Source organism: Salinicola salarius (assembly GCF_002179555.1).
Lineage (GTDB): Bacteria > Pseudomonadota > Gammaproteobacteria > Pseudomonadales > Halomonadaceae > Salinicola > Salinicola salarius_A.
The window spans coordinates 65018-78053 of the sequence record NZ_NHOU01000011.1 but is presented as its reverse complement, the minus strand read 5'-3'; the positions used below and the strand labels follow the sequence as shown (position 1 = coordinate 78053).

9 protein-coding genes are annotated in these 13036 nt (G+C 65.3%); 7 read left to right on the top strand and 2 right to left on the bottom strand.

Translation table 11 applies throughout. The features are described from left to right. Positions 1–2: 2 nt before the first annotated feature. The 7 genes from rlmD (at position 3) to CCD76_RS10535 (ending at position 9927) form a co-directional block, all read left to right on the top strand. Positions 3–1427 carry a 23S rRNA (uracil(1939)-C(5))-methyltransferase RlmD gene (gene rlmD, locus CCD76_RS10565; protein WP_087719485.1) on the top strand — a complete coding sequence of 475 codons (1425 nt, stop codon included), beginning with the start codon at positions 3–5 and terminating at the stop codon, positions 1425–1427. Between the two features lies 1 nt (position 1428). Next, positions 1429–3693, top strand: a complete 2265-nt coding sequence (gene relA / locus CCD76_RS10560; protein WP_087719484.1) for a GTP diphosphokinase — start codon at positions 1429–1431, stop codon at positions 3691–3693. Then, positions 3690–4565 (top strand): nucleoside triphosphate pyrophosphohydrolase, encoded by an 876-nt coding sequence (mazG, locus tag CCD76_RS10555; protein ID WP_087719483.1) that lies wholly within the window; start codon positions 3690–3692, stop codon positions 4563–4565. The genes relA and mazG overlap by 4 nt, the downstream gene beginning before the upstream one ends. A gap of 176 nt (positions 4566–4741) precedes the next feature. Continuing rightward, positions 4742–7417, top strand: a complete 2676-nt coding sequence (gene ppc, locus CCD76_RS10550; RefSeq protein ID WP_087719522.1) for a phosphoenolpyruvate carboxylase — start codon at positions 4742–4744, stop codon at positions 7415–7417. 132 nt (positions 7418–7549) lie between these two features. Then, the gene (locus CCD76_RS10545) at positions 7550–8581 is read left to right on the top strand and encodes a DnaJ C-terminal domain-containing protein (protein WP_087719482.1); all 1032 of its coding nucleotides are present in this window, start codon (positions 7550–7552) and stop codon (positions 8579–8581) included. Further along, a complete protein-coding gene (locus CCD76_RS10540) occupies positions 8578–8886 on the top strand; it encodes a chaperone modulator CbpM (protein WP_179208900.1) in 309 nt (102 codons plus the stop codon). Before CCD76_RS10545 ends, CCD76_RS10540 begins: the two co-directional genes overlap by 4 nt. A 354-nt stretch (positions 8887–9240) precedes the next feature. Continuing rightward, the gene (locus tag CCD76_RS10535) at positions 9241–9927 is read left to right on the top strand and encodes a nucleoside/nucleotide kinase family protein (RefSeq protein ID WP_256961259.1); all 687 of its coding nucleotides are present in this window, start codon (positions 9241–9243) and stop codon (positions 9925–9927) included. A 59-nt stretch (positions 9928–9986) separates the two neighbouring features. Here CCD76_RS10535 and CCD76_RS10530 read toward each other — a convergent pair whose 3' ends face one another. Both CCD76_RS10530 and CCD76_RS10525 read right to left on the bottom strand, forming a co-directional pair. After that, positions 9987–10961 carry a ketopantoate reductase family protein gene (locus CCD76_RS10530; protein WP_087719481.1) on the bottom strand — a complete coding sequence of 325 codons (975 nt, stop codon included), beginning with the start codon at positions 10959–10961 and terminating at the stop codon, positions 9987–9989. Beyond that, a complete protein-coding gene (locus CCD76_RS10525; protein ID WP_087719480.1) occupies positions 10958–13003 on the bottom strand; it encodes a DNA topoisomerase III in 2046 nt (681 codons plus the stop codon). Before CCD76_RS10525 ends, CCD76_RS10530 begins: the two co-directional genes overlap by 4 nt. Positions 13004–13036 lie beyond the last annotated feature (33 nt).

The window sequence follows — 13036 nt, the reverse complement described above, 5'->3', positions numbered from 1 at the left end:
TCATGGCGATGCTGGGGAAAAAGCGGTCACCGGTCGTACGTCGCGAACGCCAGACGTCGCGGCACGCACCGGCAGCGAAAGCCGACGACGGCTCGCTGACCATCGAGCGACTGGCGCATGACGGGCGTGGCGTAGCGCGAAACGCCGAAGGCAAGACGGTGTTTGTCGATGCCGCGCTGCCGGGAGAGCGGGTCGACATCGCGATCCATCGTCAGCGCAAGCGCTATGACGAGGCTCATGTACGCGAGCGCTTCAACGCGGCCGAAGAGCGTGTGGAACCGCCCTGTATCTACGCGGCACGCTGCGGCGGCTGCGATCTGCAGCACTTGAGCGTCGAGGGCCAGCGCGAGCACAAGCGCCGGGTACTGGTCGATCTGCTCAAGCGTCAAGCCATTGATGCCCCGGAAGAGATAGCGATGCTGATCGGCCACGATGCCGGCTATCGTCGTCGCGCCAGGCTGGGCGTCAAGTGCGACGCGCAAGGTCGGGTTCATCTCGGGTTCCGCGCGCGAGGCAGCGAGCAGCTGGTCGACATCGACAGCTGCCACGTGCTGGCGCCGCCGCTGGCGGCCCTGTTGCCGCGCCTGCGTGCACAGCTGGAGTCCCTCGAGGCGCCGCGTCATGTGGGGCACCTTGAACTGTTGCTGACCGATGCCGACGTGGTCACCGTGGTGGTGCGGCAGCTGCGCGACGTACCTGGTGACGAACAGTGTTGGCGAGCCTTTTCCGAGCGCGAAGGTGTGGCCTGTGCGTTGCGCCGAGGCCGCGAGTCGACCAGCCTGGTCTGGCTTGGCGACAGGCCAGAGCTGGTCACGACGGTCGACGGCGGCGATCGCCGACCGGTGTCGCTCGCGCTGGCGCCGGGTGATTTCCTGCAGGTCAACGCCGAGATCAACCAGCGCCTGGTCGACACGCTGCGAGACTGGCTCGCCCCTGGCGGCGGGGAGCGGCTGCTCGACCTGTTCGCCGGTATCGGCAACTTCTCGCTGGCGCTGGCTGGTGACGTTGCCAGCGTCACGGCGGTCGAAGGGAGCAATGAGATGGTCGAGCGGCTGCGAGACAATGCCGGCCGCAACGGCCTGGACGTCTCGGCATTGCAGGCCGACCTCAGCGCGCCAGGCGCGACGATCGAAGCGCTGATTGCCGAGCACGATACGGTATTGCTGGATCCGCCGCGGGACGGTGCCGATGCGGTTTGCCGACAGCTGGCGGAAAGCGACGTGGCGCGGGTGGCTTATATCTCCTGCGATCCCGCGTCGCTGGCACGGGACGCGGCGCATCTGCTGGCGGGAGGCTACTCGTTGTCGCGTCTGGCAATGGCCGACATGTTTCCGCATACCGCCCATCTGGAGTCGCTCGCGCTGTTCGAGCGGCCACGGCGGCGGGTTGGTGGTCTCGGAAGTCCGATTTCGGGAGGCAAGCACTAGCATGGTGAAAGTGCGAGAGAGCGAGCCGCTGGTCGATGGCAGCGTCGATCTGGATTTGTGGCTGAAACGACTGCAGCAGGATGTCGAGTTGCGAGCGCCCGAGCGAATACGCCAGGCCTGCGAACTGGCCCTCCGGGCCAGCGAGCGGGATGCCCACCAGGGCGTGGCCGAAGCGCTCCCTGACCAGACACTGCTCACCGGCCTGGAAATGGCCGACATCCTTAGCCAGCTCAAGCTGGACCAACCCACGCTGGAAGCGGCGATTCTCTATCGCAGCGTCCGTCGCGGTCTGTTGAGTCTCGAGAGTGTCGCCAAGCAGATGGGCGGCGAAGTTGCCAAGCTGATCGAAGGGGTGCTCAGCATGGCCGCGATCAGCCAGCTTCAGGCGCCCAAGCACGGACTGTCGCAGCACAACCAGCAGGACAACCTGCGCAAGATGCTGGTGACCATGGTCGACGACGTCCGCGTGGCGCTGATCAAGATCGCCGAACGGACCTGCATGCTGCGACAGGTCAAGGACGCGTCCCGTGAAAAGCGGCTGCGCGTGGCGCGCGAGGTATTTGATATCTACGCGCCGCTGGCCCACCGGCTGGGCATCGGCCAGATCAAGTGGGAGCTGGAGGATCTGGCCTTCCGCTACCTGCACGAGACCGAATACAAGTCGATCGCCAAGCAACTGGCGGAGAAGCGGCTGGATCGAGACCGTTATATCCAGGATGTCGTGCATACGCTGGAAACGCTGCTCGAACGCCAGGGGATACTGCGATATCACCTGGACGGTCGCGCGAAGCATATCTACTCGATCTGGCGCAAGATGCAGCGCAAGCGCATCGATTTCTCCCAGGTCTACGACGTGCGCGCGGTGCGCATTCTGGTGCCCGAAATCGCCGACTGCTACACCACCCTCGGTATCGTGCATTCGCGCTGGCATCATGTGCCCAACGAATTCGACGACTATATCGCCAACCCCAAGAAGAACGGCTACCAGTCGCTGCATACCGCGGTGATCGGCCCCGAGAACAAGGTGCTCGAGATCCAGGTACGTACCTTCGCCATGCACGAGGAGGCGGAGCTCGGCGTCTGCGCGCACTGGCGCTACAAGGGGATGGACACCAACGCCAAGAGCCGGAGTTACGAAGAGAAGATCGCTTGGCTGCGCCAGGTGCTCGAGTGGCAGGAGGAGGTTGGCGATGTCGGGGATTTCCGCGAAGGGCTGGCGAGCGATGTGGCGCCGGATCGGATCTACGTGTTCACCCCGGACGGCCACGTCATCGACATGCCGCAGGTCGCCACGCCGATCGACTTCGCCTACCGCGTGCATACCGAAATCGGCCACCGCTGCCGCGGGGCCAAGGTAGACGGCCGTATCGTCCCGTTAACCTACCTGCTCAAGACCGGCCAGCAGGTCGAGATCCTCACCGCGACCAAGAGTGCGCCGAGCCGTGACTGGATCAACCCCAACCTGGGCTATGTCCGCACCTCGCGCGCGCGCTCCAAGATCCAGGCCTGGTTCAAGCTGCAGGCGCGGGAGCAGAACCTCGACGAGGGCAAGGCGATCTTCGACCGCGAGTTCCGCCGGCTCGACATCGACGGCGTCGACCTCGAACGGCTGGCGGGGGCGGTCAACTACACCTCGGTGGATGACATGTACGCCGCGATCGGCGCCGGCGATCTTCGCATCGGCCAGGTGCTGCATCAGGCGCAGCAGCTGTTCGGCGAGAGCGACGATCAGGAGCAGCTCGACCGGCTGCTGACCAAGCCCAGGCGCCACCAGGGCAAGGAATCCAGCGACGGCATCACCGTACTTGGCGTCGGCAATCTCAAGACGGCCATGGCCAATTGCTGCCACCCGGTGCCGGGGGACCAGATCATCGGCTACATCACCCAGGGTCGCGGCGTCACCATTCACCGCCAGGACTGCGCCAACGTGCTGCAGCTGCGCAGCGAGGAGCCACGGCGGATCGTCGATGTCGAGTGGGGGCAGAAAGTACGTGCCCAGTACCCGGTGGATATCGAGATCGAAGCGTGGGATCGCTCCGGGCTGCTGCGCGATGTCACCCACGTACTCTCCAGTGATCGCGTCAACGTGACCTCGGTCAACACGGTGACGGACAAGCTGGACAATATCGCGCGGATGCGGATCACGCTGGAAATCGACGGGCTGGAAGCGCTGGAGCGCATCTTCTCGCGCATCCAGCAGTTGCCCAACGTGATCGACGTCAAACGGCTGCGCCAAGGCCATGCTCAGGGACAGGAGTCACGATGAAGGACGAAGGCACTGCACCATCGCCCGATGCTGGTCGCCAGGATTCTCGGCGACATACGCTCGATGACCTGCTGACTCTGATGGCCGTATTGAGAGACCCCCGGCACGGCTGCCCGTGGGATATCAAGCAGGAGTGGGACACCATCGTTCCGCATACGCTCGAGGAAGCCTACGAGGTCGCCGATGCCATCGAGCGGCGGGCGTTCGACGAACTGCCGGGCGAGCTGGGCGATCTGCTGTTCCAGGTCGTCTACTACAGCCAGTTCGGAAGCGAGGAAGGGCGCTTCGACTTCGGCGATGTCGTCCATACCTTGACGGCAAAAATGCTGCGCCGCCATCCGCACGTCTTCCCCGACGGCACGCTGGAGTCCCGGCGCGGCGACGACGAGATCGCCGAAGGTCGGGTAAAGGCGCGTTGGGAAGCGCTCAAGGCCGAGGAGCGCGAGGTTCGCCATACCTCGAATCGAAGCAGGGCCTCGGCGCTGGACGACGTTCCGACCGCCTTGCCGGCTCTGAGCCGTGCCGCCAAGCTGAGCAAGCGTGCGGCCGGCCAAGGCTTCGACTGGCCGGATGAACGTGGCGTCATCGACAAGATTCGCGAGGAGCTCTCCGAGGTCGAAGCGGCGCTGGCCGAAGACGATCGGGCCCACGCCCAGGAAGAGGTCGGCGACCTGCTGTTCGCCGTGGTCAACCTGGCGCGCCGTCTGGGGTGTGACCCGGAGCAGCAGCTGCGCCGCACCAACGCCAAGTTCGAGCGCCGTTTTCGTCATGTCGAGCGGGCGCTGGCGGCAGATGGCTCGCGCATCGAGCATGCCTCGCTGGAGGAGATGGAGCGCCACTGGCAGGCGGCGAAGCAGGACGAAAACGCCTGAACCCTTCATTGATGTCGTAAATTTACGACTAATGTCGTTTTCCTGCCGGTCGACTCTGTCCCGCAGATCGTTATGCTGAACCCTAAAGGGCTTTTGACGATATCGGTCTGTTCGGGCAGGGGCGCCACATGGTGCCCCTGCTCCACCATCTTGGGAGGGATGCCATGAACTCGGAAGTGGAAACGTCGCTGCATGAGTCGTTGCGGGACAATGTCAGGCTGCTGGGCGATAGTCTCGGCCGCACCATCGCCAAGGATCTCGGCAGCGAGTTCGTGGACCGCATCGAACGTATCCGCGCCCTGGCCAAGAAAGGGCGGCAGAACGCCGAGGAAGCGGACCGGCGCGAGCTGATCGACTACCTTCGCGCGCTCCCCGAGCAGGAATTGCTGCCGGTCACCCGCGCGTTCAACCAGTTTCTCAACTTCTCCAATATCGCCGAGCAGCACTATCGGGCGCGCTTTCGGAGGGTCGAGGATTACAAGCCCGGCACCCAGCCCGATCTTGGCGAGCTGCTCCATCGGGCGGCGGCATCGGGGCATTCCCCGCGCCAGCTGGTCGATGCCATCGCCGACATGCGAGTCGACCTGGTGCTGACGGCGCATCCCACCGAAGTCATTCGCCGCACCCTGATCCAGAAATACGACGCCATCGATCACTGCCTGCAGACCATCGAGACCAGTGCCGACCATCCGGAAGTGCTGCAGCGCGCGCACGGTCGCCTGGAAGAGCTGATCGCCCAGTCCTGGCACACCGACGAGATCCGCCACGAGCGCCCCACACCCGTCGACGAGGCGAAATGGGGGTTCGCGGTGATCGAGAATTCGCTGTGGGAAGCGGTGCCGACGTTCCATCGCGATCTGGACGCGCTGCTGATGGAGACCGCCGGCGAGCGCCTGCCGTTGGAAGCTTCGCCCATCCGCTTCGCTTCGTGGATGGGCGGCGATCGGGACGGCAACCCCAATGTCACGGCCGGCGTGACCGAAGAAGTGCTGCTGCTGGGCCGCTGGATGGCGGCGGATCTCTACCTGCGCGATCTCGAACAGCTCAAGGCCGAGCTGTCGATGTGGAAGGCCAGCGATGCGCTGCGGGCCGAGATCGGGGACGATTCCGAGCGCGATTCTCGACAAGCAGCAGAACCTTATCGCGCCCTGCTCAAACGGCTATCGACCCGGCTGGAGGCGACCCGGGCCTGGTCGCGGGCTCGACTCGACGGTGAACCGCCCGGCGATGCGCCGATCATCGAAACCCGCGAACAGCTCTTCGCACCGTTGCTGACCTGCTATCGCTCGTTGTGCGACGTGGGGCTGGAAACCATCGCCAACGGGGTGCTGCTCGACACGCTGCGACGGGTGGCGGTCTTCGGCGTCAACCTGGCCAAGCTCGACGTGCGCCAGGATGGCGCCCGCCACGCGCAGGTGTTCGAGGAGCTGACCGACTACCTTGGCGTCGGCCACTATCACGACTGGGACGAACCGGCGCGGCAGGCGTTTCTGCTCGAGGAGCTGGCCTCTCCGCGACCGCTGATTCCTTCGCGCTGGGCGTGCTCGGCCGAGACCCGCGAAGTGCTCGATACCTTCGGCGTCATCGGCCGCGAGCATCGCCAGGCGCTGGGCACCTACGTCATTTCCATGGCGCAGCAACCCTCCGACGTGCTGGCGGTGGCGCTGCTGATGAAGGAGGCCGGCAACGGCGTGCGTCTGCCCATCGCGCCGCTGTTCGAGACGCTGGACGATCTGGATCGGGCCGGTGACGTGATCGAACGTCTGCTGGCGCTACCGGGCTATCGCGAGGCCGCCGGCGATCACCAAGAAGTGATGATCGGCTACTCGGATTCGGCCAAGGATGCCGGCCAGTTGGCGGCTGCCTGGGCTCAGTATCGGGCCCAGGAGCGGCTGGTCGAGGTGTGCCGCGAAGGCGGCGTGTCGTTGACCCTCTTCCACGGCCGCGGCGGCACCGTCGGTCGCGGCGGCGGTCCGGCCCATGCAGCGATCCTGTCGCAGCCGCCCGGCTCGGTGAACGGCAGCCTGCGGGTGACCGAGCAGGGCGAAATGATCCGCTTCAAGTTCGGCCAGCCCGATATCGCCCTGCGCTCGATGGAGATCTACGTCTGCGCAGTGCTGGAAGCGACGTTGCTGCCGCCGCCCGCGCCGCAGCCGGTCTGGCGCGAGGAGATGGATCGCCTGGCCGACATCGCCCACCGTGCCTACGTTGGCGTCGTGCGCGAGGATCCCGACTTCGTGCCTTACTTCCGGGCGGTGACGCCGGAGGGGGCGTTGGGCCGGCTGCCGCTAGGTTCGCGTCCCGCCAAGCGACGCCAGGAGGGCGGCATCGAAACGTTGCGTGCCATACCCTGGATCTTCGCCTGGACGCAGACCCGCCTGATGTTGCCGGCCTGGCTGGGGAGCGGCGAAGCATTCTCGCAGCGGCTGGAAGAAGATGGCGGGCTCGACAGATTGCGCGAGATGCGCGAGCAGTGGCCATTCTTCGGCACCTATCTGGACATGCTCGAGATGCTGCTGGCCAAGTCGGATCCGCTTATCGCCGCCTACTACGAAAAGCGCCTGGTCGACGATCCCGCCCTGACGCAACTGGGCGAGTCGCTGCGCCAGCGCCTGGGGGATCTGGAGGCCGTGCTGCTGCGGATACTCGATCAGCGCCAGTTACTCGAGAACACGCCGCTGATCCGTCAGGCCATCGAGGTGCGAAACCCCTACATCGACCCGCTGCATGGCCTCCAGGCCGAACTGCTGCAGCGCAACCGCGATGCGGACGGCGACATCACCCCGGAGCTCTCCCGGGCGCTGATGGTCACGATGGCAGGCATCGCCGCTGGCCTTCGCAACACCGGCTAGCCACCCGAGCCTCGCCAATCCTGCTATAAGGATAGTGACTGCGAGACGCGATCGAGGACGGACCGACGACTGGTCGGCCGTCCTCCGCCATCCGGCCGCGGTCACCGTCGGTTCGGTCACGGGGAGTGCGGCATGGAGTTCAAGGATTACTATGCGGTGCTGGGTGTCGAGCGGGATGCCACCCAGGATGAGATCAAGCGGGCCTATCGCAAGCTGGCGCGAAAGTATCATCCGGACGTCAGCAAGGAAGCCGACGCCGATGCCCGTTTCAAGGAGCTGGGCGAGGCTTACGAGGTGCTGAAGGATCCGGAAAAGCGTCTCGCCTATGATCAGGTGGGGCGAGGCCAGCGGGCCGGGCAGGATTTTCGGCCGCCACCGGACTGGGATACCGGATTCGAGTTCAGGGGCGGTGGTTACACGCAGGAAGGCTATTCTCGGGAAGACAGTGCGGCTTTCAGCGATTTCTTCGAGTCCCTGTTCGGCCAGCGCCGGGGCTTTGGCTCGACGGGCTTTGGTTCGACGGGCTTCGGCTCGGACGGCTTTACCCATGGTGAGTCCGACGGCGCTCGGTATCGTACCCGCGGCGCGAGTGTGCGCGGCGAGGATCATCACGCCAAGGTCGCGATTGCACTCGAGGATGCCTATCGCGGTGCAGCGCGGACGCTGACGCTCCAGAGCGGCGAAATCGACGAGCAGGGCAGGCTTCGGTCTCGTCATCGCACGTTGAAGGTGCGCATTCCCAAGGGCGTGAAGCAGGGCCAGCGGATCCGATTGAGCGGGCAGGGCGAGCCGGGTCTTGGCGGTGGGCCGGCGGGCGATCTCTACCTGGAGATCGAATTCGAGCCGCATCAGCGCTATCAGGTGGAAGGGCGCGACGTCACGGTGAAGCTCCCCGTCGCGCCCTGGGAGGCGGCATTGGGCGCCACGGTGACGGTCCCGATGCCCGAAGGTTCCGTGGAGATGAAGATTCCACCGGACTCCCAGAGCGGGCGGCGCCTGCGACTCAAGGGCCGCGGTATACCCGGTCAGCCGCCGGGGGATTGCTACGTGACCCTGGAGGTCGTCCTGCCTTCGGCGAAGCGTGACGACGTCAAGGCAGCCTATCGCCAGCTGGCGGCGGTGGCAGGTTTCAATCCCAGAGCGGACGCGGAGAACGGATCATGACCATCCACGACCTTACCGAGATGCCGGTCGACAATCTCGACGAAACCCCCGTTCTGACGCTGGGCGAATTGTGCCGAGCCTGCACGGTCCACGCTGAGTGGATCATCGAACTGGTCGATGAAGGCATCATCGAGCCCAGCGGGCGTCGGCGCGAGCAGTGGCGTTTCTATGGCGCTAGCCTGCACCGCGTGAAGGTCGTAAAGCGACTGCAACGGGATCTCGGCGTCAACCTGGCCGGGGCGGCACTGGCGCTCGAACTGATGGATGAGGTGGCAAGATTGCGTCAGAGAGTCGGCGAAAGCTAGGCTTTGTCTGAAAACTGCCTGCGCTCGGCCATACGGCGTTAAAAATCGGCTCAAAGTACTCATTTACACCGCGTAAACTCCGTCTTTTCAACGATTTTTGCCTTGTCTGACCTTCGCTCGACGACTTTTCAGACAAAACCTAGGGGGCTGTTTTTCGATATCGTTGCCGCGTCATGAATCCGCTTTGCAGCTGGATAGCCTGAATATCGACCGGGAAAACCGCCAGGTAGCTCCCGGTCATGCGTCATATTGGTAAGTTTACGACTAAAGTCGTGTCGCTGAAAAACCGCTCTCATTCATCAAAATGAGCGTGCTAGGCTTGTTTGAACTTCCCGCTTTTTCTGCGATTCCCTCATGCCAATCATGACAACGGAAACGCGGGCGTTATCGATCGATATCGACCCGCTGATTCTCGATGCCGCTCGTAGCTTAATCGATTCATCAAAACGCCGAATTCTCGGTCTGGTCGGCGCACCGGGTTCCGGCAAGAGCACGCTGTCGGAGGCGCTGCTCGCTGCGCTGGGGGATCAGGCGCAGGTTGTGCCGATGGATGGTTTCCATCTTTCCAATCGCCAACTGGACGCATTGGGGCGTGCCCAGAGGAAGGGCGCGCCGGATACCTTCGATGCGTTCGGTTACCGCGATCTGCTGCATCGTCTTCGCGCTAGTTACCGCAATCGCGAAACCGTGTATGCCCCCGGCTTCTATCGGGAAATCGAGGAGCCCATCGCCGCCAGTATCGCGGTCGCGCCGGGAACGCCTCTGATCATTACCGAAGGCAATTATCTGTTGCTCGAGGAGGAACCCTGGCCTCGAGTGCGGGCCATACTGGACGAAGTGTGGTTTCTCGATGTCGATCAGGAACTGCGGGAAGAGCGCCTGGTGGCTCGGCACATGCGGTTCGGCCGTACCGAAAGGCAGGCACGGGAGTGGGTGCGAACGACCGATGCCCCCAACGCCGAACGCATCGAGGCCGTGGCCGCCAGCGCCGATCGCCAGTTGTTGTGGAACGGCACCAGCATACGATTCAAATCGGTTTGATCGCCCGCCGGGCGCGAGAAGACTCGTGGCTTGCCGACTGTCGATGCGGTCGGCAACGGTCAGTGCGGCGTCGTTCGATAGAGTGCATCGATCGTGGCGACGTCGAGCCCATGGCGGCGCCCCGCATCGATCAGCGGCCTCAGGATCGCATCACGCTCGGTGGGGCGACCGGCGAGCACGTCCTGCAGCATCGAAGACCGATTGGCGGCAGTAGTCTCGATCACGCCGTCGACGAGCGCCTGCCAGCCCGCGTCGGGTGGCAAGACGTCTTCGGCCTGCATGATTTGGGCGATCTCCGCTACCAGCGCGACGATCCAGGGCCGGAATCGGGGCCCGGCCAGTTCGCCGTTGCGAACACGATGGCTGGCGGTCAGCGGATTGATCACGGCGTTGATCGCGAGTTTCTGCCATAGCCGCTGGCGGATATCGCGACATGGCGCGGCCGTGATGCCGGCTCGGGTCAGGCGCTCGGCAACGTTGGCCGCCAGGGCGAGGTGACGGTCGGCGAGATCGCCGATCCAGGTCTTGCCGGTGGCGGCATGAACCACATCGGGTAAAAGGCCGGCCGGATCGGGTTCGTGACGATAGGCGGCTTCAGTGGTCGAGGCGCAAAGTACCGGTCCGGCCCAGCGTTCGGTGATGTCTGGCTGACTGCGAAAGCCGTTCTGCAACAGCAGCAACGGCGTGGCCGGCGCGAGACGGGGCGCCAGCGTTTCCAAAGCCGTCCGCGTATCGTGCGATTTGGTCGCCAGTACCACCAGCGCCGGCGCTTCGTTTCCGGATGGCCGGTTTGCCCAATCACTCACCTGCGCACGTCGCAGGGCTATCCGTAGATCCCGGCCTTCCAGCGTGCGCAACCGGATGGCGGGCGGTGCCGGGCGTCTGCCGAGCAGGATCACGGGATTCGTCGGCGCGAGGGCGGCGGCAAACAGCTGGCCGAGCGCACCGGCGCCGACAATAAGCCACGGGCCACCGTCGGGCGACGTCGCGGGCCGGGCAAGTTCGGGTCCGGCGTGTTCGGGGCGAATCGTCATGAGTCGGGCTTCCTGGCGCGGCGGGCGCGTGCCGGGTTGGCGGTGGCTTTCGACTGCCCGCTTTTCGATTGTCCGCCTTTCGATGGCGCGGCCTTCGATCGGGTTCCCGTCGATCGTCGTCGCGAGCGGCTGGCACCGGTCTTGCGTCCGCCGCGCTTTGCAGCCGGGGCTTCCGGCGCGCTGCCCTGCGCCGCGAGCTTGAGCGCCTGATTCAGCCGGCCGGCGTCCGCCTGGCCCAATAGCGCGCGCAGGTCGCTGATCAGCGCTTCCAGGAAGGGCGCCGGCGCATCCTGATTGTCGGCGATCGCCGAGAGCCGCTGCTCCCACAGCGCGGTACGTTCCGGCCGGGTGGCCGCTGACGGGAGCGAGTCGATCAGGGCATGGCCGATGCGCGTGGCCTTGATGGCTTTCCTGTCGCGGACCAGATAGCCCCGAGTGAGCAGCGTCTCGATGATGCCGGCCCGGGTCGCTTCGGTGCCGAGACCGTCGGATTCGCGCAGCGTACGCTTGACCGCGGGGTCCTCGACGTAGCGGGCGATGTTCATCATCGCCTTGATCAGGCTGGCGTCGGTGAACGGCTCCGGTGGCCGGGTTTCGCGATTCTCGCTGCTCGCATCGGTCGCCGTGGCCGGCTCGCCACGCGTCAGCGGTGGCAGGGCGGGAACATCGTCGCGCGTGGTGAACAGCGGCTTCCAGCCCGGTTCGAGGATCTCCCGCCCCTGGGCCTTGAAGCGCTCGTCGAGGAGTTCGAAGATTGCCTGGGTCTCGTAGGTCTCGAGCGCCGGATAGAACTGGGCGAGGACGTTGCGCGCGATCAATCGGAACAGGTTGGCCTCGTCGCGGTTCAGCCTGTCCATGTTCGCCGGCCGGCCCGTCGGCGCCAGGGCATGGTGAGCGCCTACCTTGGCGTCGTCCCAGGCCTTGGAGCGCAGGCCGAAGTTCGCCTGCTCGACCCATCCCCGCAGTTGATCGTCGAGGTGACAGGCGCTGGTCAGGGTCTTGGCCGCCTCCCGATGGTGCGCGGCGGGCAGGTAGCGGCAGTCCGAACGGGGATAGGTGATCAGCTGGTGGCGCTCGTAGAGCGACTGGCAGACATCGAGCACTCGCTGCGCGGAGAGGCCGTGGCGTCGTGCAGCATCGACCTGCAGCGCGGACAGCGAGTAGGGCAGCGGCGCGGCCTGGCGCTTGCGCTTCTGGTCGAGTTCGGCGAGATGGCCGCGGGCACCGCTGAGCCGTTGCGCCAGCGCCTCGGCCGGACGCGGATCGAGCAGGCGGCCCTGTTCATCAAAACATGAGCCATCAAAACACGAGCCATCCAGCGGATGGTGCTCGCCGGGCTGCCACCAGGCCCGCAGCGAGCCGTTGGCGACGCGAAGATCGACCCACAGAACGTAGAAGGGCTTGGGTTCGAATGCGGCGATATCGCGATCTCGCCGGACCACCAGCCCCAGCACCGGCGTCTGCACGCGACCCACCGACAGCAGCCCATCGAAGCCGGCCTGGCGCCCGATCAGGGTCCAGGCGCGGGTCAGGTTGATGCCGTACAGCCAGTCCGCGCGGGAGCGGGCCTCGGCGGCGGCGTGGAGCGGCTGGTAGCGGCGGTTGTCCTCGAGGCTGGCGAGCGCCTTGACCACGGCGGGCCGATTGAGATCCTGGACCAGCAGCCGCTGGGTTTCCCGGCGCCAGCCCAGATGATCCAGCACTTCCTGCACCAGCAACTGTCCCTCGCGATCCGGGTCGCCGGCGTGCACGACGCTGTCGGCGCTCTTGATCAGCTTGCGCAGCACGGACAGCTGCGATCTCGCCTGGCTTCTGGGCACCAGTTGCCATCGCTGGGGGATGATCGGCAGGTCATCGAGCCGCCACTGCTTGTATCTCGGGTCGTAGCGCTCGGGCGGCGCCTGTTCCAGCAGGTGGCCGAGACACCAGCTCACGACGGTATCGCCGGCCTCGAGATAGCCGTCGCGGCGCGTCGCCTTGACCGGCAGCGCGTCGGCGATGGCGCGGGCGAGACTCGGCTTTTCGGCGACGATCAAGCGCATGGCACTGGCTCCGGCAGATGGCTGTGGTCGATC